Source organism: Lachnoclostridium sp. An131 (assembly GCF_002160825.1).
In the GTDB taxonomy this organism is placed as follows: Bacteria; Bacillota; Clostridia; order Lachnospirales; family Lachnospiraceae; genus Laedolimicola.
Map to the genome: position 1 here is coordinate 1 of NZ_NFLI01000013.1, position 22,491 is coordinate 22,491.

General features: G+C 51.3%; 27 protein-coding genes. 22 read left to right on the forward strand and 5 right to left on the reverse strand.

Annotated elements, in window-relative coordinates:
* The 5 genes from tnpC to B5E77_RS11385 all read left to right on the forward strand — a co-directional run.
* Positions 1 to 967: IS66 family transposase (gene tnpC, locus B5E77_RS16820; RefSeq protein WP_242963708.1), on the forward strand; the 967-nt coding region annotated here is incomplete at its 5' end.
* A gap of 51 nt (positions 968 to 1,018) precedes the next feature.
* The gene (locus B5E77_RS17670) at positions 1,019 to 1,195 is read left to right on the forward strand and encodes a transposase domain-containing protein (RefSeq protein ID WP_334293265.1); all 177 of its coding nucleotides are present in this window, start codon (positions 1,019 to 1,021) and stop codon (positions 1,193 to 1,195) included.
* A 110-nt stretch (positions 1,196 to 1,305) separates the two neighbouring features.
* Positions 1,306 to 2,535: a glutathionylspermidine synthase family protein gene (locus B5E77_RS11375; RefSeq protein WP_087165490.1), complete on the forward strand. Its 1,230-nt coding sequence runs from the start codon at positions 1,306 to 1,308 to the stop codon at positions 2,533 to 2,535.
* Entirely contained in the window at positions 2,532 to 3,185 is a 654-nt protein-coding gene (locus B5E77_RS11380) for a hypothetical protein (RefSeq protein ID WP_087165491.1), read from the forward strand. Before B5E77_RS11375 ends, B5E77_RS11380 begins: the two co-directional genes overlap by 4 nt.
* A 14-nt stretch (positions 3,186 to 3,199) precedes the next feature.
* On the forward strand, positions 3,200 to 4,675 hold the full coding sequence (locus B5E77_RS11385; RefSeq protein WP_087165492.1) for a saccharopine dehydrogenase NADP-binding domain-containing protein: 1,476 nt from the start codon (positions 3,200 to 3,202) through the stop codon (positions 4,673 to 4,675).
* Positions 4,676 to 4,701: 26 nt separating this feature from the next.
* Here the strand turns inward: B5E77_RS11385 and B5E77_RS11390 are convergent, their stop codons facing one another.
* Positions 4,702 to 6,735 (reverse strand): DUF2207 family protein, encoded by a 2,034-nt coding sequence (locus B5E77_RS11390; protein ID WP_087165493.1) that lies wholly within the window; start codon positions 6,733 to 6,735, stop codon positions 4,702 to 4,704.
* A gap of 405 nt (positions 6,736 to 7,140) precedes the next feature.
* Here B5E77_RS11390 and B5E77_RS11395 point away from each other — a divergent pair, with 405 nt between their 5' ends.
* From B5E77_RS11395 to B5E77_RS11415, 5 genes are all read left to right on the forward strand, one after another.
* Positions 7,141 to 7,656, forward strand: a complete 516-nt coding sequence (locus tag B5E77_RS11395) for a transcription repressor NadR (protein ID WP_204248048.1) — start codon at positions 7,141 to 7,143, stop codon at positions 7,654 to 7,656.
* 125 nt (positions 7,657 to 7,781) lie between these two features.
* Positions 7,782 to 8,888: a PTS transporter subunit IIC gene (locus B5E77_RS11400; protein WP_087165494.1), complete on the forward strand. Its 1,107-nt coding sequence runs from the start codon at positions 7,782 to 7,784 to the stop codon at positions 8,886 to 8,888.
* 193 nt (positions 8,889 to 9,081) lie between these two features.
* A complete protein-coding gene (gene rsxC / locus B5E77_RS11405) occupies positions 9,082 to 11,043 on the forward strand; it encodes an electron transport complex subunit RsxC (protein ID WP_087165495.1) in 1,962 nt (653 codons plus the stop codon).
* 1 nt (position 11,044) lies between these two features.
* Positions 11,045 to 11,668 carry a methylenetetrahydrofolate reductase C-terminal domain-containing protein gene (locus B5E77_RS11410; RefSeq protein ID WP_087165496.1) on the forward strand — a complete coding sequence of 208 codons (624 nt, stop codon included), beginning with the start codon at positions 11,045 to 11,047 and terminating at the stop codon, positions 11,666 to 11,668.
* 41 nt (positions 11,669 to 11,709) lie between these two features.
* Complete coding sequence (locus B5E77_RS11415; RefSeq protein ID WP_087165497.1) at positions 11,710 to 12,588, forward strand: methylenetetrahydrofolate reductase; 879 nt, start codon at positions 11,710 to 11,712, stop codon at positions 12,586 to 12,588.
* 185 nt (positions 12,589 to 12,773) lie between these two features.
* On the opposite strand, the gene mscL is transcribed toward B5E77_RS11415, so the two are convergent.
* Entirely contained in the window at positions 12,774 to 13,175 is a 402-nt protein-coding gene (mscL, locus tag B5E77_RS11420; protein ID WP_087165498.1) for a large conductance mechanosensitive channel protein MscL, read from the reverse strand.
* Positions 13,176 to 13,639: 464 nt separating this feature from the next.
* Here mscL and B5E77_RS11425 point away from each other — a divergent pair, with 464 nt between their 5' ends.
* The 5 genes from B5E77_RS11425 (at position 13,640) to B5E77_RS11440 (ending at position 15,866) form a co-directional block, all read left to right on the forward strand.
* A complete protein-coding gene (locus B5E77_RS11425; protein ID WP_087165499.1) occupies positions 13,640 to 13,852 on the forward strand; it encodes a helix-turn-helix transcriptional regulator in 213 nt (70 codons plus the stop codon).
* Positions 13,849 to 14,091: a hypothetical protein gene (locus B5E77_RS17295; RefSeq protein WP_242963723.1), complete on the forward strand. Its 243-nt coding sequence runs from the start codon at positions 13,849 to 13,851 to the stop codon at positions 14,089 to 14,091. Before B5E77_RS11425 ends, B5E77_RS17295 begins: the two co-directional genes overlap by 4 nt.
* Positions 14,046 to 14,393, forward strand: coding sequence for a DUF3169 family protein (locus B5E77_RS11430; protein ID WP_442911333.1), 348 nt, complete (start codon positions 14,046 to 14,048; stop codon positions 14,391 to 14,393). Before B5E77_RS17295 ends, B5E77_RS11430 begins: the two co-directional genes overlap by 46 nt.
* Before the next feature lie 170 nt (positions 14,394 to 14,563).
* On the forward strand, positions 14,564 to 14,824 hold the full coding sequence (locus tag B5E77_RS11435; protein WP_087165501.1) for a hypothetical protein: 261 nt from the start codon (positions 14,564 to 14,566) through the stop codon (positions 14,822 to 14,824).
* Between the two features lie 22 nt (positions 14,825 to 14,846).
* On the forward strand, positions 14,847 to 15,866 hold the full coding sequence (locus tag B5E77_RS11440; protein WP_087165502.1) for a DUF7309 domain-containing protein: 1,020 nt from the start codon (positions 14,847 to 14,849) through the stop codon (positions 15,864 to 15,866).
* Positions 15,867 to 15,884: 18 nt separating this feature from the next.
* On the opposite strand, the gene B5E77_RS11445 is transcribed toward B5E77_RS11440, so the two are convergent.
* From B5E77_RS11445 to B5E77_RS11455, 3 genes are read right to left on the reverse strand one after another with little or no spacing between them, the layout of a single operon-like run.
* Entirely contained in the window at positions 15,885 to 16,817 is a 933-nt protein-coding gene (locus B5E77_RS11445) for a 4Fe-4S binding protein (protein WP_087165503.1), read from the reverse strand.
* A complete protein-coding gene (locus B5E77_RS11450; protein ID WP_087165504.1) occupies positions 16,810 to 16,962 on the reverse strand; it encodes a CD1871A family CXXC motif-containing protein in 153 nt (50 codons plus the stop codon). The genes B5E77_RS11445 and B5E77_RS11450 overlap by 8 nt, the downstream gene beginning before the upstream one ends.
* The gene (locus tag B5E77_RS11455; protein ID WP_087165505.1) at positions 16,959 to 17,654 is read right to left on the reverse strand and encodes a TlpA family protein disulfide reductase; all 696 of its coding nucleotides are present in this window, start codon (positions 17,652 to 17,654) and stop codon (positions 16,959 to 16,961) included. The genes B5E77_RS11450 and B5E77_RS11455 overlap by 4 nt, the downstream gene beginning before the upstream one ends.
* A 295-nt stretch (positions 17,655 to 17,949) precedes the next feature.
* Between B5E77_RS11455 and B5E77_RS17300 the strand changes: the two genes are divergently transcribed.
* The 7 genes from B5E77_RS17300 (at position 17,950) to B5E77_RS17100 (ending at position 22,228) form a co-directional block, all read left to right on the forward strand.
* Complete coding sequence (locus B5E77_RS17300) at positions 17,950 to 18,132, forward strand: hypothetical protein (RefSeq protein ID WP_242963710.1); 183 nt, start codon at positions 17,950 to 17,952, stop codon at positions 18,130 to 18,132.
* Positions 18,133 to 18,140: 8 nt separating this feature from the next.
* Positions 18,141 to 18,668: a GTP pyrophosphokinase gene (locus tag B5E77_RS11460; RefSeq protein ID WP_242963711.1), complete on the forward strand. Its 528-nt coding sequence runs from the start codon at positions 18,141 to 18,143 to the stop codon at positions 18,666 to 18,668.
* 440 nt (positions 18,669 to 19,108) lie between these two features.
* Positions 19,109 to 19,930, forward strand: coding sequence for a ParA family protein (locus tag B5E77_RS11465; protein ID WP_087165506.1), 822 nt, complete (start codon positions 19,109 to 19,111; stop codon positions 19,928 to 19,930).
* The gene (locus B5E77_RS11470; protein WP_087165507.1) at positions 19,887 to 20,822 is read left to right on the forward strand and encodes a ParB/RepB/Spo0J family partition protein; all 936 of its coding nucleotides are present in this window, start codon (positions 19,887 to 19,889) and stop codon (positions 20,820 to 20,822) included. Before B5E77_RS11465 ends, B5E77_RS11470 begins: the two co-directional genes overlap by 44 nt.
* 14 nt (positions 20,823 to 20,836) lie before the next feature.
* Entirely contained in the window at positions 20,837 to 21,115 is a 279-nt protein-coding gene (locus tag B5E77_RS11475) for a DUF5720 family protein (RefSeq protein WP_087165508.1), read from the forward strand.
* 589 nt (positions 21,116 to 21,704) lie between these two features.
* Positions 21,705 to 22,085 (forward strand): TnpV protein, encoded by a 381-nt coding sequence (locus tag B5E77_RS11480; RefSeq protein ID WP_087165596.1) that lies wholly within the window; start codon positions 21,705 to 21,707, stop codon positions 22,083 to 22,085.
* Positions 22,082 to 22,228 carry a hypothetical protein gene (locus B5E77_RS17100; RefSeq protein ID WP_162990697.1) on the forward strand — a complete coding sequence of 49 codons (147 nt, stop codon included), beginning with the start codon at positions 22,082 to 22,084 and terminating at the stop codon, positions 22,226 to 22,228. The genes B5E77_RS11480 and B5E77_RS17100 overlap by 4 nt, the downstream gene beginning before the upstream one ends.
* The last annotated feature ends 263 nt before the right edge of the window (positions 22,229 to 22,491 follow it).

Below are 22,491 nucleotides of genomic sequence, written 5' to 3' on the forward strand. Positions count from 1 at the left end.
AGTCCGGGTTCAGCCGGCAGTCTACACGGTCGAAGAACATCATGTGGCCGTATATGCCGGCAGGGACAATCAGACGATCGTCAAAGCGGACCGGCCCAAGGAACTGCTCTGTAACAGCATTCTAACGCCTTCGCTGGCTGCAGGCATCATGAATGCCAAGTATGTCAACGGACTTCCTTTATACCGGATCAGCCAGGAGTTCCTGAGAAATGACATCCACATCTCCCGGCAGGTGATGGCAAACTGGATGATTCAGTGTGCGGACCGATATCTGGGACCGCTTTATGATTACCTTCATAACAGGATGTACCGTTTCCATGTGCTGCAGGCCGATGAGACTCCGGTCAAGGCATCGAAGGATGGGCGTCCGGCCAACAGTAAGAGTTACATGTGGGTTTACCGGACGGGAAAGGGATATGGGGATACCCCTATTATCCTGTATGAATACCAGAAGACCCGGAAAGCAGATCATCCGCGGGAATTTCTGAAAGGATTCACAGGAGTAGTTGTCTGTGACGGATACTCCGCCTGCCGGAAGCTGGACAGGGAGAGCGGGACCATCGTTTTTGCAGGGGGCTGGACCCACGCGAGAAGGTATTTCGCTGACGCCCTGAAAGCATTGCCGAAAAAGGAGCATCCGGCAGCCAAAGATACGGTCGCTTACGAGGCGCTCAAACGGATCGGCGCAATCTACCATCTGGATAACCAGCTCGCTGATCTGAAACCGGATGAGCGCAGAAAACAGCGTCAGATCAATCTCAAACCTCTGGTGGAGGCTTTCTTTGCGTGGGCAAAAGAGATCCAGGCTTCCGGCCGTCTCTCCAAAGGAAAAACACTGGATGGGATAAACTACAGCATCAACCAGGAAGAGGCATTAAAAGTATTCCTGGATGACGGCGAAGTCCCGCTTGATAATAACGCAACGGAAGGAGCGCTGCGCAGCTTCTGCCTGCACAAACATGCATAGAAGCTGCTCGACAGTATCGACGGCGCAAAATCCAGCGCGATCATCTACAGCATTACGGAAACAGCAAAAGCGAATAACCTGAGTCCTTTCCGTTATTTGGAATACGTTCTGACCGTAATGAAGGACCATCAGGAGGATACGGATTACTGTTTTATGGAAGAACTGCTTCCCTGGTCTGAGCAGTTGCCGGAAATCTGCCGGAATAAAACAAAAACAACAAATGTGTAAGCCGGCTGCCGGAAACGGCGGCTATAAAACGGGCCGGTACTCATGGTTTACTGTGTACGTTTTTTATCTATCAGAATATCTGCCTTAGAGTGGAGAAAAGAGGAGTTTTTATGAAGCTGGTACCCGTCCGCCATGATCAATATGGAGAATACCGCCTCACCCTGATGTTCGACTGCTATAAATGGGATCCGCAGTTTCTGGATAAGGGAACCATCGCGCCATATGCCCTGGTCCTGACCCGGGAGGAGCATGAAGAGCTGGCAGAGCTGACAGAGGCGCTCGACCGGGAGACCAGGGCTGCGGAGCAGTTCCTGAACAGGCATCCGGAGCTTTCCGGGCCTCTGGCTCTTCCGCGGAGCCTGAAGAAAGAGATACGATCGATGCGCGGCTATGAGCCGGAGCGGCATATCCGGCTCATGCGGTATGATTTTCACCCTGTGGCAGAGGGCGGATGGGCGGTCAGCGAGGTGAACAGCGACGTGCCCGGCGGATTTGCGGAGGCTTCGCTGATGCCGGAGGCTGCGCTGCGTTATCTGGAAGGGGCAGAGAAGGAAAAATGCCGGTACATAGATTTCGGGGAGATTCTGACAGGGGCGGTTCAGAGAAAGGTGCCGGCCGGAGGCCGGATCATGCTGGTGCACTGTACCTGTTACAGTGATGACAGGCAGGTCATGCAGTTTTTGGGAGACCGGCTGGAGGAGAAGGGCTTCCGCGTCCTTTACGGAGCGGCGGATCATCTGATATTTCAGGGGAGGGAGGCATTCAGCATCCTGGATGGAAATGAAGGGAGGGTGGACGCCATTATCCGCTTTACGCCGTTGGAATGGCTGGTCAAGATGCGGCCAAAGCGCTGGCAGGGGTATTTTGACACGATCACCGTGTCCTGCAACCATCCCATTGCAATCTATGCCCAGACCAAGCGCTTTCCTTTTGTCTGGGATATCCTTGAGAAAAACGGAATCAGCATGTCTGTCTGGAGAAGCCTGCTTCCTGACACGCGGGAGGTCCGGGACGCCAGAGAAAAAGAAGGCTATATCTTCAAGCCTGCGTATGGAAGAGTGGGCGAGAAGATAGGAATTCCCGAAGCCTGCAGCGGGGAGGAATACCGGGAGCTCCTTGCGGAAGTAAAGAGAAGCCCGAAAAAGTTTCTGGCGCAGAAGCGGTTTCAGAGCAGGCCTCTGGAAGGGAAAAACGGGGAAGCGTTTCATCTCTGCCTGGGCTCCTATACGGTGGATGGAGCCCATGCCGGCTACTACGCCCGGGTCAGCGAAACACCCCGGATCGATTCCGGAGCGGCGGATTTGCCGGTTCTGATTGAAAAAGAAGGGAGAAGCTCATGACTGGTAAGGAAGCATATCGAATCTGGGCGCCGGAAGGCGGAAAATGGTCCGGCTGGGTCCGCCCGGTTCCTTTTCTGGCGGCGGAGACAGCTTCCAGAGCCTATCTGGATTTTTATTCTGCCGTGCCAGCGGCAGAATATGTTGATGAAGCATGGGCGGGCGCGGCGGTCATTGTCGATCTGCCCGGGACCGAAAGCGTCAGGGAAGGGATCGCGCTGGCAAAGGCCGGATACCGTCCGGTTCCCATTTACAACGGGACGGTGGAGCAGCAGGGGGCAAGAGCGGCGGCGGACAATCAGTCTGTGGGGAAGGCCCTGGTGATGAGCGCAGCAGAGCTGGCGCAGATTGAGATAAGTGGGGATGCGCTGCCGGCCTTTCTGACGGACAGCGGCCGCAGGAACCGTTTTCGGATGGAGCATTCCCTGTTTGACAACAGCTGGGACATATATCCCCAGGATCTGCCTTCGGCGGAATATTTTCAGAAGAACGAAATCCGGAAAATCATCGTAATCGGAGATGAAATCTCCGCAGATCTGAAGAAGATCCTGTACGGCTTTCAGAAAAAGAAAATGGAAATCTTTTTGGCGGAAAGGTATGGGATACCGAAAAGGGTCGTTCTTCACAGACCGATCCGCCGGATAGGGGACTAAAGGAGCAAAAGAAAGTGATAAGGTATGAAGGCAGGATCGTCCAGTTCGGATTCGGAGCGGTAGGAAAAAGCTTTTATGAGAAGGCGGCGGGAGAAATCTGTTTTGATGAAAACAGATATTTTGTCATTACAGGAGACCCGTCGGAGTTCGAAGCCTATGTAAATCTGGGAGGCATTGTCTCCAATTTTCTGGTCAGAGAGGTGACGAGAGAGAACTTTGCGCAGGTTTTTGAACCATATCTGAGCGAAGGAGATCTTCTGATAGATTTTGCGGATACGGTTGGGACAGGAGATCTCTGCGAGTGGTGCGCCCGGAGAAATGTGATGTACCTCAATACGGGGGAAGCGGACTGGCCAGACCACTGGTACAGCATTTTTGAGGAAAACGAGCGGAAAAACGCTCTGAAGAAAAAATATGCCGGGAGTTCTGCGGAGAACCGTCATCCCATCGTCCTGCAGCACGGCTGCAATCCCGGGCTGGTATCCCATTTTGTGAAGGCTGCCATCGCCTATGTGGCTGACACGCAGCACAGAAGGAACCGGCGCTTAAAGGAGCTGGTCCGCAGCGGAAGGTTTCCGGAGGCGGCCAGGGAGCTTGGCCTGAGAATGATTCATGTCAACGATATCGATCTGCAGGAAATCAGAGACAGCTACCGGAGAGACCGGCTTTTCAGTACCTGGAGCCCGGATTCCTTCTGGTTTGAGATGCTGAGCGAGGCAGCTGCCAGCATCGGGCCTCATGAAGAAATTGATTTTGAAGAGAAATGCAGGCTCACAGACAAGGAAAAGGGATATCTGGAATTCCGGAGTCCTGCGGCGCAGATAAAGGGGCGTACCTTTTATCCGGGCGGAGCCTTTGACGGATTTCTGGTGCCTCACGAAGAGACAGTTTCCATAGCAAGGAGCCTGGAGATACGGGAAAACGGAAGGGCAGTCTACCGTCCCACGGTACTCTTTCTGTACCGTCCCTGCGCTTACGCAGAAGCGTATTTTCGGGATGCCAGGGTCAATGACTACCCAAATCCCGATCCGTCACGGCCTTTGGACTGCGAGAATGAGAATGGGCGGACGATTATCCGGGGCTATGTGTATCCTGCGGATACGGAGATTGTATATCAGGAAAAGCTCACCTCCGGGACGGAGTATGTGGGCGTGCTTCTTCTGGGAGAGCATTTTGAGCCTGTTTGGGTGGGAAACCGGACAGAGCCCTCTTTCCTTTATAAAAAGAAAAAGGGCTCTTACTGGCAGACGCCGACCATTACGCCCGTGGCCGTGTCTGCGCTGGCAGCAGTCTGCTGGATGCTGAAAAACAGGGACAGGGGCGGCATCTATTTTCCGGATGATATTAAAGAATACTCTTATATTATTAAAACTGCTGAGAAATCTATTTCCCGGACAATCTACAAAACCTTTTCCAAAAAGGAGCTGGCGGAAGCGCTGCAGATCGACTTCGGAAGGCTTCAGGTGAAGGATTTGCTGACAGCGCTGTGACAGCCTGAGGATGGCTCTGCGGCGGCTCAGTGGCCGCCGCCACCTCCCCCGCCGCCGCGGCCTCCCCCGCCATAGCCGAAGCCGCCGTGTCCTCCGAAGGAACCGTGGGGCCTGGAAGCATGGAAGGAGCGGCCATAATGGCGGAAACGTCTGGAACGGTAATAGCCGCTGTGGAGAATGGGGCTCTCCGCGGCATTGGGACATTTCAGCGTAATGGCCTTCAGCTTCTTTTCGGACAGGCCGAAGGCTGCCGCGTAGACCAGATACTTTTCTCCCATGGAGCTCTCCATGATGATGCTGTCCTGGCTGAAAGCGTCACTCTTCAGCCAGCGGTAAAAGCTTCTCCATTTTGCGTATTCATTTTCTCCGGACTGGGTGAGCAGGATATAGCTTCCGGCTCGGATTTTGAGAAAGACAGAGCAGGCGATGCAGGCCGCGCCCAGAAGGAAGAAGCCTCCAAAGGCGAAATCCAGGCGGGTAAAACAGGTGATGAGGTTCAGCAGTACCGCAATCACGCCGCATACGAGAAGGAAGGAGGCGCGGGATCTCAGGAGCTTTTGTACCTCAGCATAGTCTGCCTTCTGGAAATAGCCCTCGTTGATGCCCGTATTTACAATGGATTTCTCCAGGCTTTTCACGAAAGCGCCGGTGTTTTCCCAGTCTTGCGAGACCCTGGACTGGAATGCGCTCATCAGGATGGAGCCTGAAGCCGTATGGCGCACCAGCAGGTTATAATAATATGCTTCACAGACCGTCAGAGGCTCTGAAAAGCTGACCGGCGTCTGCTGGGTGGATACGGAAATGGTAATCCGCGCGTCCTCGGATGAAACCTCATCAATTCTGACATAACCCTTACGCGCCAGGCTCAGAAGCAGCGCAGAGTAGACTCCGGGACGGATCTTCGTTGTCTTATGCTTGCAGAATACCAGGAAGGCGGCGAAATTGGGGTCCAGATCACCGGGAATTCCTCTGAAATAGCCTGTATTTTCATCCGCCTTATAAAAGATGTGCTTCTTCCTGATGCGGACGCCTGCAGTGAGGCAGTAGATGACTGCCGCAGCCGCGCCGGCAGCGCACAGAAGGAATGCGATGGTTTTGTAGGTCTGGTACGTCTGTGGAGCTTCCGCATAGGCCTGCTGCTCTGCGCGTATTTCGTCCAGAACGTTGTCCCCGGAGTAATCGTTTGAGGGGGCATATTCCGTAAAAATGTGCCGGTCACTGCCGTATGAGACCAGATCAAACTCGATGTATTCATTGTAGGGCCGGAATTTCAGCTGATCCTTATCCAGCGCAAAGGAAAAGGTATAATAGCCCGGATTGGCGTCCGCGGATTCCGTGACGGGAAAGCTGGCGGCGTTCGTGCCGTAGGTAGTCACCTCGTAATTGCCGGAAGAGGGCATATCCTTGTCCGGGAACAGAATCTGAGCCCGGAAGGAATCCAGGTGCCGGACATTGCTTCCCGAGTAAAGGGCCAGGTACAGGTCAGAACAGTCGTTGTACCGCAGGGCGGCATTGTGCATCTCGTATTCGATCTCGAATACCACCTCTTCCCGGTACAGTCCGTCCACATAGAAAAAGACACACTCATATCTGGCCTGGGATTCGCTGTACGGGCCTTCGCTGTGATACCATTTGCCGGGACCATAGAAAGGATTGGCGCTTACATAGTCGTAATCCTCCCAGTACAGCTTCGGGCTCTCCTCGTAGACGATTTCCGTGCCGTCCTCCAGTACCTGTTTCACGGAAAGTACGGTGTAATCGACCTTTACGCCGTCTATGTAATCCTCCGGCAGATCCCGCCACAGCTCCCAGTAGAGGTTGTCTCTGGAAGCGGCGTGCACGTCAAAGGTCAGCCGTTCTGTGATCCGGACGCTTCCGCCGCTTTCCGGTTCATCCATAACGACAGCAGTATAATCCACATCAGTAATCCTGGCGTAGTCAAAGGGATTCAGCTGCAGATCCGCAAGGGGAGTGCCCTCCGTGATTGTGGAGAAAAGAGGGACCACAATGAGAAAGAACAGGTAGCATATGAGAATTGCCCGAACAAGTTTGTTTTTCATTTTCAATCTTCGTCTCCTGTGGGAATGTATGCCAGCGCCGGCGTACAGGGGGATTATTCCTGATACAGCGCCGCTGTGTTCTGTATATATTTTCAGTATATAAAAAAGGGAAATGCCTGTAAAGATAAATTCACGGCAGCATACTTTTTCTTTAGAACATCAGAAATATATCAGACGGGAATCCCTTTTATTGTGGTAAATTTGGGAAGCCTTTATAAAGCATATTTATATGAGAAGCATGAAAATGCTTTAGAAACAAAGAATAATCCCTCCACAATAATGCCTTCGCATGGTATAATGTCGTCAGACATTATACTGTGCCGGATGGCATCCCCCGGAGGGACCATGTCCGGAGGACATGGTATAATGTCGTCAGACATTATACTGTGCGAAGGAGGAATTTGTGTGCGTGCAGAAGAACGCCGCCAGGCTGTTTTAAAACTGATTGAGCAGTCAGAAAAGCCCGTCAGCGCTGCGGCGCTGGCATCCCGTTTTTCTGTCAGCCGGCAGATTATTGTGGGAGATATCGCGCTGCTGAGAGCAGCCGGGGCAGAGATTTCCGCCACGCCCCGGGGATATGTGATTCTGCGGGACAGGATGGCGGGGATGGTGAAGCGGATTGCCTGCCGGCACAGCGCGGAGGACATGGAGGCGGAGCTGAATGCGGTCGTGGATCAGGGCTGCACTGTAGTGGATGTGATTGTAGAGCACCCGATTTATGGACAGCTCACCGGACCTCTTCATCTTTCCAGCAGATATGATGTGGCCCGGTTTATTGCGCGATCCGCAGAAGAGGACGCCCTGCCGCTTTCCAACCTTACGGAGGGAATCCATCTTCATACGCTGCTGTGCCCGGACGAGGCTGCGTTTCTGCGGGTAAGAGCTGCCCTTGGAGAGCTTGGCATTTTGCTGGAAGGATGAGAATAGGACGGGAAATTCGGGAAATAGATTGACAGAGGCATTTTACGGGAGTATAGTGTGGTATACAGGTGTCATGACACCTGTATGCTGCACTGTTTTTTTATATATACGGGGAGTGGAGGAGAATGGAAAAAATCAAAGCCTTTTTGAAAAGAAAAAATGTTGTGATCTCTGCAAAGCGGTATGGAATTGATGCCCTGGGCGCCATGGCACAGGGCCTGTTCTGTTCGCTCTTGATTGGTACGATTCTGAATACAATCGGAAGCCAGTTTCATGTGGGGTTCCTGACAGCAGAGCTGATTGCTATCAATGGAGTGGGCTATACCATTGGAGGAATGGCTTCTTTTATGAGCGGCGCCGCTATGGCAGTCGCTATCGGCTATGCCCTGCAGGCGCCGCCGCTGGTGCTGTTTTCTCTTGCGACCGTGGGCTATGCCTGTAATGCTCTGGGGCAGGCCGGAGGTCCTCTGGCAGTCCTGTTCGTGGCTGTGATTGCGGCAGAGGCGGGAAAACTGATCAGTAAGGAAACAAAAATAGATATTCTGGTGACGCCGGTTGTCACCACCCTTGTGGGAATCGGAGCCGCCTGGGTGATTGCGCCGCCTGTCGGCGCCGCGGCCGGCGCCTTCGGACAGCTGATTATGCGGGCGACGGATCTGCAGCCCTTCCTGATGGGAATCCTGGTATCTGTGCTTGTAGGCGTAGCGCTGACTCTGCCTATTTCCTCGGCGGCTATCTGCTCTGTTCTGGGGCTGACCGGCCTTGCCGGCGGCGCCGCAGTGGCAGGCTGCTGTGCGCAGATGGTAGGCTTTGCCGTCATGAGCTTTCGGGAAAATGGCTGGGGCGGCCTCGTGAGCCAGGGGCTTGGAACCTCTATGCTTCAGATGCCCAACATTGTAAAGAACCCCCGTATCTGGATTGCGCCCACGCTGGCCTCCGCTGTCACGGGCCCTATTGCTACCTGCGTTTTCCGGCTGCAGATGAACGGAGACGCTATCAATTCCGGCATGGGTACCTGCGGGCTGTGCGGACAGCTGGGTGTGTGGACCGGCTGGATAGCTCCCAGTGAGACAGCTCTGGCCAGCGGGGCGGCAGCTGTCACGCCGACTGCCTTTGACTGGGCAGGGCTGCTCCTGATTTCCTTTGTGCTTCCTGCCATTCTGGCGCCGGCTATCAATCAGGTCTGCCGCAGGCTGGGCTGGGTGAAGGACGGAGATTTAAAGCTTTCCTGAGAAGATAACTGGAAAGAGTATTTTTTACAAAAAAATACGTTTGGACTGGATAACTCTGAGGTTTTGTGATATGCTTAGATAGATAATGATTACGGCGCCGCACACAGTCCTGCCTTTCAGGCATGGAGAGGCAGGACAGTAAAAATGGCAGACAGAAAAGGCGTACGAATCAATACATAAGGAAGGTGAGCAATTGGAAAACTATACCAAGTACAAGCTGAAGGAAAAGGATGAGCTGACGTCCTTACTGGCCGATAAGGACAAGCTTTTCATTATCGCTTGTAACAAATGCTTCAAGGAATTCGAGACGGTTGATGAACCGGAATGCGCCGAGTTCGAGAAACTTGCTGCCGAACAGGGAAAGACTGTTACAGGCAGCGCCAGAGTAGATTTCCTGTGTAACAAAACCCAGACAGAGCAGAAGCTGCAGGATATGATTCCGGAAGGAACAGAGAATGTCATCGTGATTTCCTGCGGACTGGGTATCCAGACCATTGCGGATCTGGCAGGAAAACCCGTATATGCGGCCAGCAATTCATTGAATTATACGGGATACCATGGAATGGCGCTTACAGAGCGCAAATGTGATGCCTGCGCGCAGTGCTATCTGAACGTGACAGGCGGCGTCTGTCCGATTGTGGACTGCTCCAAGAGCCTGGTAAACGGCCAGTGCGGCGGCGCGAAGGACGGAAAATGTGAGGTAGACAGCAGCAAGGACTGCGCCTGGGAGAAGATCTACCGGAGACTGGAGAAGCAGGGACGTCTGGAAGAATTCCTGAATCAGCCGGTACAGCTGCGCGACTATTCCAGGGTGAATGTGAAATTTGTCAATGATTATGTGAAATCCATCCGCGAGAACCGTCTGGATGGCTATTATGGCGGTGTGCATCCCAACGAGCGGAAGGAATTTACCGAGCACCTGCCGCTGAAGCAGTTCCCGGATCCGGAAGAGGTTGTGATTCCTCTTTCCATGCATGCCGGTGCTCCCGCAAATCCTGTGGTACAGGTAGGGGATACCGTGAAGGTGGGACAGAAGATCGGCGAGGCTGCCGGCTTTATCAGCGCTCCCGTACATTCCAGTGTCAGCGGTACGGTCACAGCCATTGAGGAGCATGGACATGCTACGAGAGGCACCTGTCTGTCTGTCGTGATTAAGTCCGATGGAAAGAATACGCTGGACGAGTCTGTAAAGCCCCGCAAGCCCCTGGAGGAGCTGACTCCGGATGAGATTGTGGAAATCGTAAAGGAAGCGGGAATCGTCGGCATGGGCGGAGCAGGGTTCCCGACCTCTGTGAAGCTGAAGCCTGCCAAGCCGGTGGATACGATTCTGCTGAACGGCTGTGAGTGCGAGCCGCTTCTGACTGCGGACCACAGAGTGCTCCTGGAGTATGCGGATGACGTTATCTATGGCCTGAAGGCTATCATGAAGGCAGTAGATGCTGAAAGGGGGCTGATTGTCATTGAGGACAACAAGCCCGATGCCATCGAGCTGATGAAGGAAAAGACCGCAGCCTTTGATAATATGGATGTGGTAGTGGCCAGGACAAAATATCCCCAGGGCGCTGAGAAGATGCTGATCAAGCGCGTGACGGGAAGAAAGGTGCCCAGCGGCGGCCTTCCGGCAGACGTGGGATGCATTGTGAGCAACATCAGCACTACAAAGGCTATTTCTGACGCCATTCAGAAGGGCATGCCTCTGGTAGAGCGTGTGGTGACTGTAACTGGCGAGCATGTAAAGAATCCGGGCAATTTTGTCGTAAAGATTGGTACGAATACCGGGGATCTGCTGGATTACTGCGGCGCTGAGACGGGCGGGGATGTCACTGTCAAGGCCGGAGGGCCAATGATGGGCTTCGTCCTTTCTGATGTAAACGTGCCTATTATGAAGGGATCCAATGGTATTATTGCCGTAGATACAGATCATACCGTGGAGCAGCCCTGTATCAAGTGCGGCCGCTGTATGGATGTGTGTCCGATGGAGCTCTCTCCGCTGTACTTTGCAAAATATGCGGATGAGGAGAACTGGCAGGGTATGAAGGAGAAGAATGTCATGGACTGCGTAGAGTGCAGATGCTGTGAATATATCTGCTCCTCCAAGATTCCGCTGGTTACCAAGATCAAGGCCGGAAAAGCGGCGGTAAGGGGGATGAAGTAATATGTTGATCACAGAAATGAAAGCAAAAGAAACCCTTGCATCGCTGACAGACGGGAAAAAGGTCTTTATCATCAACTGTGAGGGATGCAAGGAAGTGCATTTCCCAGGGAAGGAAGCGAAGGAATTCCAGAAGGAGCTTATCAGTACCGGAAGGGTGACGGGAACCATTACTACAGATTATATCTGTAATCCGGACAATATGAAGCTCCGCCTGTCAAAGCATATGAGCGAGATCGAAGCAGCTGATGCGGTACTGGTATTCTCCTGCGGCGTGGGTGTACAGACTATTTCTGCTTATCTGGAGGATAAGCCTGTATATGCAGCCTGCGATACCTATCCGCTGCCGGGATTCCAGGGAGTGACTCCGCTGGAGTATCAGTGCGACCAGTGCGGCGAGTGCTGGCTGAACCTGACCGGAGGGATCTGCCCGATTACAGCATGCTCCAAGAGCCTGGTGAACGGACAGTGCGGCGGTTCCAAGGACGGCATGTGCGAGGTAGACAGCAGCATGGAATGCGGCTGGGAGCGTATCCAGAGACGCCTGGCGCAGATCGGACGTCTGGATCTGTTAAAATGTCCGACGAATGTGCGGAATTTTGCTACGGATGAAGAGGTTTCCAAATAAAAAGGAACCGTTAAAATTATAATGATTAGGAGCAATGGATAATGAAGATTACAGAGTTATTTGAACGCGGTGAATTTGTTGTTTCTGCAGAAGTTGGACCGCCTAAAGGATTCCATGTGGAGCATCTGCTGGAGGAAGCAAAGACTTATCTGAAAGGCGTACATGCCGTGAATGTGACAGATAACCAGTCCTCCGTTATGCGTCTTGGTTCCCTGGCTATGTGCAAGGCTCTGAAGGATGAGGGGCTGAATCCTATTTTCCAGCTGGCCTGCCGTGACCGCAACCGGATCGCGCTGGAGTCCGACCTCTTAAGTGCGGCTATGTTCGGCATTGACAATGTTCTCTGCCTGACAGGCGACCATACCAAGCTGGGCGATCATCCCCAGGCAAAGCCGGTATTCGATCTGGATTCCGTATCTCTGCTTCACACAGTGGCGAAGCTGGAGGAAGGCGAGGATCTGGGCGGAAACAAGCTGGTAGGAGAGCCGCCGAAGTTCGCGAAGGGAGCCGTTGTATCTCCCTGCAGCGATTCTGTGGACGCGCAGCTTGCAAAGATGGAGAGAAAGGTAGCCGCAGGCGCCGAATATTTCCAGACCCAGGCTGTATTTGAGCCGGAAAAATTCATCAAATTCATGGAGAAGGCAAAGCAGTTCGGAAAGCCGGTACAGCTGGGAATCATCATTCCCAAGTCTGCAGGCATGGTGAAATTCATGAACAACAATGTAGCCGGTATCCATGTGCCGGATGAGATGATCGAGGAGCTGAAAGCAGATCCCGAGAAGGCCAAGGCAGGCATCACCGGAGTGGAGATTGCGGCCCGCATCATCAAGGAATGTAAGCCCTATTGCCAGGGTGTACATATCATGGCCCTTGGCTGGGAGTCCAAGGTGCCGGCTCTGCTGGAGGCAGCCGGACTTTAAATTTTGGACGGCTGGTTTCAGACAGATAAAAGAATTACAAATAACTGCAGATAACTGCAGAAGAGACACCGGATTCAGGTTTTACTGAGTCCGGTGTCTTTGTGTAGAAGGGGTTTTGCCGGAAAAGAAGCCTGGAATCCGTGATTCTACTTCGGAGGGGTGTTCAGACAGCACGCGTTCCATGTCTACTCCTCTGACAGATGGGAAGTGCAATGGGGGCATCTCACAGCCGCAATGGGGATCTCGCTCATACAGTAAGGACATTTTTTAGTGGCCGGCGCTGCCGCGGCTTCTTTTTTATGCCCCAGAGAAGCCAGCTTGTTCACGGCCTTGAGCAGGCAGAAAAGTACAAAAGCCATAATCAGAAAGTTAAGCAGAGCGGAAATGAAATTGGAGGCAAAGCCTGCAATATCGCTCAGCCCGTAGGCCTGCGCCCCTGTCACGAAGTTCAGTATCGGATTGATAAAATTGTCTGTAAGGGAAGTGACGATGCTGGAGAAAGCGCCGCCGATAATGACGCCTACAGCCATGTCCATCATGTTGCCGCGCAGAGCGAAAGCTTTGAATTCCTGGATAAATTTCTTCATTTTTCATTCTCCTTTGTCAGTTGAAATATAGATTTGGAGCATGCCGCGAAGCTGCTCTCTGCTGCCACTATAACACAAAAAAGCTTTCCAGGATACCCGCTGCGGCGTTTTTACTGTTTATTTTCTGAGTTTTTCAGCGGCAGAAGCTTAGTGACATAAACGGCTGATACAGATGAAATGGAGCCTGCAGGAAGTTGGGCTTCAGAGATTTCTGAAAGAATTGACAAAAATATTTGTCAAAACCATTGACAAAGAAAGTTGTCAATGCTATAGTGATATTGACAAGAAAAGTTGTCAATCTACTTGTTGGAAGATGGGGGCACAGAGGATTCCGGAACCTTTGATGCCGCCAGAAGGCCTTTTTGGGCCACGCATGCGGAAAAAACAGAAGAAAAAGGGCAGCGGCAGAATGCAGGCGGCCCGGTCACTCAAAACATATCAGGATATTTCAGGGGGAATGAACGTTGCCATTATTCAATCATTTAAAGGAGTACCGCTCCAGGCTGGGCATCAACCAGACGGAGCTGGGAAAGCTGGCGGGGGTGTCCAGGCAGACTATCAGCCTGATTGAGCGGGGGGATTATTCTCCGTCCGTTACCCTGGCCCTGAAGCTGGCAAAGCTGTGCCAGGTTACTGTGGAAGATATTTTTGTATATGAGGAGGATGAGGAAGAATGAAGACCAGAAAGTCAAACAGTTATGTGAAAACAGGAATGTATCTGCTCATAGGCGCTCTGGCAGGAGGTGTGCTGGGAGCGGGAGCCTATATGATTCTGAGCAGCTGGGGGCAGGGATTCGAGGGTACTCATCCAATTATCTGGACAGTTCGGAAGCGGCCAGAAATGGCTTCCTGTATGCCTGCGCTGTCTTTATTATCTGTATGGTGTACGACAGCTTCTGGCAGATTCGTTATGTGAAACTGATACAGCTGGGCCATCCGGAAAAGACGGCAGATCCCTCCTCCAGAAATTTTCAGAAGAAATGGCTGGAAAGCTGTGATGAGGCAGAGAGGGAAGTGATTTACCGAAGCGCCTATAAGGCTTACGCAATGATGGGAAAGCTGGTTCCGGTACTGCTGGTGGTGACTATGCTCGCCAACCTGTTTTTTAACACGGGAATGCTGGCGGTAGTTATGGTAGCAGTGATCTGGCTGGCAGTGACGATGACCTACACCTGCTCCTGCGTAGCACTGAAAGAAGAGAAGGCGCTGATGAAGTAGAGTTCTGCTTTCGTTCCAATCAAAGAGGCGGGAGAAAACCACACGCGGTCTATGATTTTCTCCCGCCTCTTTATCAATCTTTCCTTTTAAAGTGCAGGAAGACATGATATGATGAAAAGAAGAAAGGTTGTAATAGAGAATATGATACGGGCGCGGAGGGAGAAACTAAAATGTTTACCATTTTTAATTCGGAAAGTCTCTGGATAGGCACGGATTTGAAGCGGTTCAACGAGATCCGGGACAAGCTGGATGCTGTAAAAATCCCATACAAATATAAAGTAAAAAACCGCCTCGGCCAGTGGGTCGGAAGGGGAACACTACGGGGAAATATGGGGAGCTTCGGAACTCCTTCTGATCAGATGTACCAGTATGAGATTCTGGTATACAGAAAAGATCTGGATAAGGCAAGATATATATTGGGACGGTCATAATACATTGTACAGGAGAAGAGAAATGAGACGGGAAGCGAATATAGAAGAATGGAAAAGACTTTATGAGGCAGCAGAAAAAATAAAAGAGAGAAAGCCCTGGGAATATCTCTGGGATATGGATCTGATTTGTCTGAAAGAGGAAGGAAAACCGGAAAAAGAGTCAGTATTTGTCAGCGTGCTTGGCAGGGGAGGAACCTGCTATGGGCTCAGTATTTACGAAGGATATGAAGGGTTGAATGATTTCTGGATGCTGGCCTTTCAGGACAGGATGAACCTTCTATCGGAGTATGTGATGTACAGCCAGCACTGCCTGACCTGCTACTGGGGGAACAGGGAGGAGCTTTCGAAGAAACAGAGGGATATTATCAAGGAACTGGGTTATAAGTTCCGGGGAAAGAATCAGTGGCTTTATTTTATGTCTTATCAGCCCGGATATATTCCTTTTCATATGAATCAGGCTGAGGTAAGGCGCATGACGCGTTATCTGGAGCTTCTGAACAAGGCTCTTCCGGCGTATCTGCAGGACAGGGATTCTGTAGCGTTTGAGAAAGAAGAAATGTTCACGTATATAGCTGGTAAAGATGAGAAAACAGATACCTGGAAGGCAGAGCGCCTGCCTTTTACTTCTTTTCAGTTTGCCAGTCTTACCATCCAGGATGAAGAGGTAGAGGAAGAACTGCGGCAGAGTCAGAAAAATGAAATGGTTCTGGAAGCAGATATTCCGTTTCTGGGAGCGGCAGTGACGGATAAGAAATACGAACGTCCGGCAAATCCGCAGCTCTGTATTCTGGCAGAGGCCAGAAGCCATATGATTATAAGGACGGAAATGACAGAACCGGATGAGGATGCGCGCGAAACCATGGCAGAGCTTATCGTAGGCTTTATCGAAAATTTTGGCGCCCCGAAAGAGATACGGGTCAGCAATCTGATTTTGGAGGCCATACTGGAGCATATCTGTAAACTGGCCGGAGTAAAGCTGCGGAGGGTAAAAGCTCTGAGCTGTATTTCTGATTTCACTGAACAAATGAGGAGATTCCGCTGAAAGGCGGAATCTCCTGCGTTACGCCTGCGTTAAATCGCGGCTTGTTTTTCCTGTGAGGTTTTTCTGCTTTTCATTTCTCCACCCCGAACAAACCGCCCCTGTGGGACAGGCCTTTTTACAGAGTCCGCAGCGGATACACTCCGGATCGTTGGCGTTTTTCACCGGGTTGCAGTTCATCTTGCAGGCCCGGGCGCAGGCGCCGCAGCCTGTGCATTTTTCCTTGTCCACCCGGTAACGGAAAACCGAGATGGGATTGAAGACGGAATAGATCGCGCCCAGCGGACAGAGATATTTGCAGAAAGGCCGGTAAATCACAATGGACAGCAGGACAATGACAATCAGCAGCACATTTTTCCAGGCATAAAGCCAGCCGATGGCGCTGCGCATGACAGGGTTTAAAAGCACCAGAGGAATGCCGCCCTCCAGAGTTCCTGCGGGACAGATCAGCTTGCAGAAGTATGGCGCGCCCTGTCCGAGAATGTCCGTCAGGAACATGGGCAGCAGGATGACAAACAGGATCAGGATCACATATTTCAGCTTCCGCAGCAGCTTGTCGCCCCGGAAGGTCTTCAGCTTTTTCGGAAACGGAATTTTGTGAAGCAGATCCTGAATCAGCCCGAAGGGGCACAGGAAGCCACAGACAAAGCGCCCCACAAGGGCGCCCACGAAAATCAGGAAGCCGGACACATAGAAGGCCCACTGATAATTGCGGCTTCCGATGACAGCCTGCAGGGCGCCGATGGGGCAGGAGCCCAGAGCGCCCGGGCAGGAATAGCAGTTCAGGCCGGGGACACATAAGCTTTTCAGCTTTCCCGTATAGATTTTCCCCTGGAGAAAGCCGGCCAGATAACTGTTCGTGATCAGGGCCCAGAGGAACTGGATTCCATGTCTGGGCCATTCATGGATTGATTTTATTTTCTTTGAATTCTTTTCCGTATTCTTTTCAGCCAATTCCGATACACTCCATACAGATTCTTACGGCCTTGTCAAAGACCACGCTCATTTCGCCCCGGGAGATGCCAAAAACCATCAGGCACAGACCTGCCGCGGCCAGAAGAATTCCCGCATGCCGGGAGAAAAAATTCCGCCCGCTCATTCGGTTCCTCCCAGCATTTCCAGCTCACTGTTCACGATCTCGGTCCAGTCTTCCAGAGAGCGGCTGCCAACATAGGCATATCCGGTCAGGTTTCCTTCGCTGTCCACGAAAAAGGTAGTGGGAATAGACTGAATACCTGTCAGAAGACCGTTCATCAGTCCAGCGTCCGGAATCAGGAAGGGATAGGTAGTTTCCAGTTCTTCCGCCAGTGTCTTTGCCGCGTCCAGAGCGTCGGCGTCCACACCGCCTTCTCCGTCAGCTGTATCCAGCACGATGCCCACCACGCCTACGCCTCTGTCAGCCATATCCTGGCTGAGCTGTTCCAGATAAGGGATCTCCGCAATACAGGGAGAGCACCAGGTAGCGAAGACATTTACCATAGTCAGGTCGTAATCCTGGAACATGGCTTCCGTATAAGCTTCGCCGTTGATATCTTCCATGGTGAAGCTTCCTATGTTATAGACAGTTTCCGATGCTGCTTCTTCGGAAGTATCCGGCGTTTCAGCAGCTTCCGTATCTGCAGTGCCCTCGGAGTTCTGCCCGTCGGCTTCGGAGCTGCCGGCGTCAGCGGATTCCAGAGAGGACGCACCTTTTTCGGAAGTGTTCTGCCCGGAAGAGCAGGCGGTCAAAAACAGACCGAGAAGCAGGATAAAAGCAAAAAGGACAGCGGTTTTTCTTTTTTTATGATTCATAGCGTCACCTCGCCGTTAAAGTTTTGTATGCCTATCATATCAGATCACAGGTTAAATTTCAGTAACAAAATCACAAAATTTGAAATGGAGCAGAAAAAATAGTTTAGGAATTGTTTAGATAATCTATCCGGATAATTTAGAACTCCGGTTTACGATTAGAAAAAGAACAGTAGATTTGATGTTTGTTATGGCGGCGTGTACGCCTTATTTGAGGATTTACAGGCACAGTTTCACAGGGAAGCAAAGGGGACTGTGTGATAAACTATCTTTTTCGGATTGGAGGTAGGACGATTACATGAAGAATATTTTGAAAAATATGGTAAACCGCAGGGTCGGTAATTCTGAAATTGTAGAAGTAGAGCAGCTTAATCCAGAGGAAGAAGAGACCATGTTTCTGCCTATAGCGAGCGAAGCTTTAAATATAACCGAGCAGTATAATCAGATCATTTTTTCTATGAGGCAGGGATCTGCCAGCTGACGTCAAAATTGGAAATTTTGAAGCAGGAATTTCAGGCGTGCAAAAACCGCAATCCAATCGAAAATATAGAAACCAGAGTAAAATCGCCGGAAAGCATCAAAGGCAAAATGGAAAGGAGGGGCGTTCCTCTTACTGTCAGCAGTATGGTAAAAAATATCATGGATATTGCGGGAATTCGTGTGGTCTGTCCATTTATATCCGATGTGTATTATATTGCGGATTTCCTGCTGAGACAGGAAGACATTGAGAAGATCCAGATTAAAGACTATATCAAAAATCCGAAAGAAAACGGGTACAGAAGCCTGCATTTGATTGTGATGGTTACCGTCTACTTTTCCGATCATAAATGTGATGTTCCGGTAGAAATCCAGCTTAGAACAATCGCGATGGAGTTCTGGGCGGCTCTTGAGCATCAGCTCCGGTATAAGAAGAACAGAAACCGGATGGAAGGTCTGCAGAAGCAGTTGAAGCAGTGTGCGGAGCTGATAACAGCGGCAGACTGTAAAATGCAGCAACTGGCAGATCAGTGGCTATAGTTTATTCAGAATGTTCCAGAGGTTCCCAATATTGCGACCGGTGTGGAAGAGCATTTGCAAAGGAATGCCCGGAATATGGGCAGACCGCAGATATAAAGGCAGATTACGGCAGCGGCTGCGGCAAAAATCCCCTCTTCGCTTATCGACGAATTCCCCTTTCTGTGTTATGATAATCAATGTATTCTCAGAAACAACAGAAAGGGGTATTTTCATGGAAAATACGTCTGAAAATAGAAAAACGGGCTCGAAACAGCACAGTCCGAACCGTCTCATCCTGGGCATTCTGGCCCATGTGTGAGCTAAAAGACGGTCACAACTGCTAAATAAAACTGAATAATGCAATAAAACCGCTTATTTTTTGAAATAGGCGGTTTTTTAACTTACTAAGGCCATTCAAGGAAACTTGAGTGGCTTTTTCTGTTTTAAGGAGGAATTGATCTTTGAATACTCAAATCATCGCCGTCGCTAACCAGAAGGGCGGCGTCGGCAAGACAACGACCTGTGCTAACTTAGGCATCGGGCTGGCCCAGGCCGGGAAGAAGGTCCTGCTGGTAGATGCTGACCCGCAGGCCAGCCTGACCATCAGCCTGGGCAACCCGCAGCCGGACAAGCTGCCCTTCACCCTCTCGGACGCAATGGGCCGCATCCTGATGGATGAGCCGATCAAACCCGGTGAGGGCATCCTGCACCACTCGGAGGGCGTGGACCTGATGCCCGCTGACATCCAGCTGTCCGGCATGGAGGTGTCGCTGGTGAACGCTATGAGCCGCGAGACCATTCTGCGGCAGTATCTGGACACCGTGAAGGGACAGTATTCCCATATCCTGATCGACTGCCAGCCATCCCTGGGGATGCTCACGGTCAATGCTTTGGCCGCCGCCAACCGGATCATAGTCCCCGTCCAGGCAGAGTATCTGCCCGCCAAGGGCCTGGAGCAGTTGCTGTCTACCATCAACAAGGTCAAGCGACAGCTGAACCCGAAGCTCCAGATTGACGGCATCTTGCTGACGATGGTGGACAACCGTACCAACTTTGCCAGAGAGATTGCCGCCCTGCTGCGGGAGACCTATGGCAGCAAAATCAAGGTGTTCGGCACCGAGATACCCCACTCGGTCCGGGCCAAGGAGACCAGCGCCGAGGGCAAGAGCATTTATGCCCACGACCCCGGCGGCAAGGTGGCCGAGGGGTACAAAAATCTGACGAAGGAGGTGTTGAAACTTGAAAAGCAGCGCGAAAAAAGTAGAACTGGCATCGGTAGATGACCTGTTTTCCACCGAGGAAAGCCGTGCCGACGCCCAGCGTGAAAAGGTTATGGAGATACCGCTGTCTGAATTGCACCCTTTCAAGGACCATCCCTTCAAAGTCAAGGATGACGATGCCATGATGGAGACCGCAGACAGCATCAGGCAGTACGGCGTACTGGTTCCAGCCATCGCCCGCCCGGACCCCAACGGCGGCTATGAGCTGGTGGCCGGACACCGGCGACACCGGGCCAGCGAACTGGCGGGCAAAGAGACCATGCCGGTGATTGTCCGGGACCTGGACGACGATCAGGCCACAATCATCATGGTAGACAGTAATCTTCAGAGAGAAAGCCTTCTCCCCAGTGAGAGGGCTTTTGTTTATAAGATGAAGTTAGAGGCCATGCGCCATCAGGGAGAACGCATGGATTTAACTTCCGCCCAAGTTGGGCGGAAGTTGGGCGGAAAGGAATCGAGGGAAATTCTTGCTGAACAAGTCGGACAGAGCCGTAACCAGATTTCACGCTATATCCGCCTCACCGAGCTGATTCCTGAACTACTGGACATGGTGGATGAGAAAAAAATCGCCGTCAATCCGGCCTATGAGCTATCCTTCCTCAAAAAAGAGGAACAGATGCAGCTTCTGGACGCAATGGATAGTGAGCAGGCCACCCCTTCTCTCTCCCAGGCCCAGCGGCTGAAAAAGTTCAGTCAGGAAGGGCGCCTCAACATCGACGTGATGCGGGCCATTATGAGTGAGGAAAAGAAAAGCGACCTGGATAAAGTCACCTTCACCAGCGACACCCTGCGGAAGTATTTCCCCAAGAGCTACACGCCAGCCAGGATGCAGGAGACGATCATCAAACTGCTGGAGCAGTGGCAGCGCCGCCGTCAGCAGCAGCACGACCGCTGAGAAAGGAGTTGCCTATGAGGGATATTTCAGCCAGGGAGCTGAAAGGACATAACATTCTCGCTGTGGAGCGATTTCGGGATGAGACCCGCTGGATGATCGAGTTTTCCGTCCGCTCTCCCCGCGCCGCCTATGGCAGCCCCGGCGATGAGATGCGCCTGTTTTTGACTGAGGATGGGTATCAGGCCGCTCTTTTAAGCCAGCAACGCCGGGAAATCAAAATCAAGCGGTACGCCCGCATTATCGAGGGGCATATCCTCGATTTCAAACCGAAAAAACACCGCCGTCACTCGTAAACAAACACCCAGGAAAAAGAGCGTTGCCATAAGAAAACATGAAAAAACCCAGTAAAATCAATGTTTTTTAGGGCAGCGGAAAACGGGGCAGGTCAAAACAACTGAATAATCAGACAGAAACAGGGTGTTGTCAAGTATGACAGCGCCCTTTTCTGTTCCCCGGCCAAGCCGAAGATTTTGAAAAAAGTCTGCGGCTTTTCTTTTTGCCCAAACGCAGAAAGGAGGCGACGGCCTATGTACTTCACTTCCGGCAACAGGCTAAGATGATGTAGATTTTTTCACAGATTTGTGCTATGCTTTTCCCTAAAGTCACCAAGTGACAAATAAGAATTTGAATATCAGTAAATTATGACCTCTCAACAGAGGTTACAGTGTTTTAATAAAATCCTCCAAAAGCCCTGAAAATAAAGGATTTATCGCAATGTATTCTCCTTATCTCTTTATACGGTTACACACAAGTTTACTCTTTCTCTCCTTGCTCATAAGGGCAAATACAAGGGCAAGAAAATCTCATAACAAGATATAACAGAGTGTGGCAATCGGGAAACTGTGATGTATGTGCGAATATATAATTTTGGAGGATTACAAAATGAAACAGTACATCTACAACGAGCAAAACGGTCTTTGGTATGAGCTATGGGGCGATTATTATATCCCCTGCTTGGAACTACCAACCGAAAAAGAAGAACGGCACATCGGCGTATGGGGGCAGCGGCATTTGCGGTATATCCGTGAGCATAAAAAGGCGCTTTATACCAGCCTTTTGACAAGCGGCAGGCTGCATTCCTACCTTGCCGATGTTGAGGAACAGGCGCAGGAGCTGTTTGACCGTCTTATGAAGCAGCGGGCAGAGCGTGAGGGCATTACCGAAACGCTGAAAACCGACAATCAAATGGAGTGGGTGCAGAGAATGAACGCCCTCCGGTTGGCGGTTACGGAAACCGTCAATGCCGAGGTGATCTTCGTATGAGAAAGAAGAAATACCACCTTTATTTGACGGCAGAAGAAAGACGGTATGTTTTTAACGCCCTGCTTGCGTACCGCAATAAGCTGCTGGCGCAGGGCAGATATACAGACCTTATAGACGAGGTAATGATAAAGCTGCAAAAATGAGCCTGTAACGCTTTCAGACGCAAAAACGAGGGGTAAGGGTACAAACACTTTGCCCCTCAAAGTTTAGGCTCTGGAAACGGCTTAAAATCACGCCTTTTTGACCTCTAAATGTCTACACGGCGGAATAGATGATTCGACCTGAATTGTTGATAGCGCACCCCATTTTTTCTCGAATAGAGGTTGAAAATCAGCGGGATTTGTGATAAAATTTTATATGTATATTTATGTTCAGAAAGGGGCTTGACAAAAATGGCGGCAGGAAG

What these genes read in the sequence shown, in the direction of transcription:
- B5E77_RS11380 (WP_087165491.1), top strand. Translation starts at nt 2,532, where the DNA reads ATGACTGGTAAGGAAGCATATCGAATCTGGGCGCCGGAAGGCGGAAAA.
- B5E77_RS11415 (WP_087165497.1), top strand. Translation starts at nt 11,710, where the DNA reads ATGAAGATTACAGAGTTATTTGAACGCGGTGAATTTGTTGTTTCTGCA.
- B5E77_RS11475 (WP_087165508.1), top strand. Translation starts at nt 20,837, where the DNA reads ATGAGGGATATTTCAGCCAGGGAGCTGAAAGGACATAACATTCTCGCT.
- mscL (WP_087165498.1), bottom strand. Translation starts at nt 13,175, where the DNA reads ATGAAGAAATTTATCCAGGAATTCAAAGCTTTCGCTCTGCGCGGCAAC.
- B5E77_RS11480 (WP_087165596.1), top strand. Translation starts at nt 21,705, where the DNA reads ATGAAACAGTACATCTACAACGAGCAAAACGGTCTTTGGTATGAGCTA.
- B5E77_RS11455 (WP_087165505.1), bottom strand. Translation starts at nt 17,654, where the DNA reads ATGAATCATAAAAAAAGAAAAACCGCTGTCCTTTTTGCTTTTATCCTG.
- B5E77_RS17100 (WP_162990697.1), top strand. Translation starts at nt 22,082, where the DNA reads ATGAGAAAGAAGAAATACCACCTTTATTTGACGGCAGAAGAAAGACGG.
- B5E77_RS11390 (WP_087165493.1), bottom strand. Translation starts at nt 6,735, where the DNA reads ATGAAAAACAAACTTGTTCGGGCAATTCTCATATGCTACCTGTTCTTT.
- B5E77_RS11450 (WP_087165504.1), bottom strand. Translation starts at nt 16,962, where the DNA reads ATGAGCGGGCGGAATTTTTTCTCCCGGCATGCGGGAATTCTTCTGGCC.
- B5E77_RS11435 (WP_087165501.1), top strand. Translation starts at nt 14,564, where the DNA reads ATGTTTACCATTTTTAATTCGGAAAGTCTCTGGATAGGCACGGATTTG.
- B5E77_RS11440 (WP_087165502.1), top strand. Translation starts at nt 14,847, where the DNA reads ATGAGACGGGAAGCGAATATAGAAGAATGGAAAAGACTTTATGAGGCA.
- B5E77_RS11410 (WP_087165496.1), top strand. Translation starts at nt 11,045, where the DNA reads ATGTTGATCACAGAAATGAAAGCAAAAGAAACCCTTGCATCGCTGACA.
- B5E77_RS17300 (WP_242963710.1), top strand. Translation starts at nt 17,950, where the DNA reads ATGAAGAATATTTTGAAAAATATGGTAAACCGCAGGGTCGGTAATTCT.
- B5E77_RS11375 (WP_087165490.1), top strand. Translation starts at nt 1,306, where the DNA reads ATGAAGCTGGTACCCGTCCGCCATGATCAATATGGAGAATACCGCCTC.
- B5E77_RS11400 (WP_087165494.1), top strand. Translation starts at nt 7,782, where the DNA reads ATGGAAAAAATCAAAGCCTTTTTGAAAAGAAAAAATGTTGTGATCTCT.
- B5E77_RS17295 (WP_242963723.1), top strand. Translation starts at nt 13,849, where the DNA reads ATGAAGACCAGAAAGTCAAACAGTTATGTGAAAACAGGAATGTATCTG.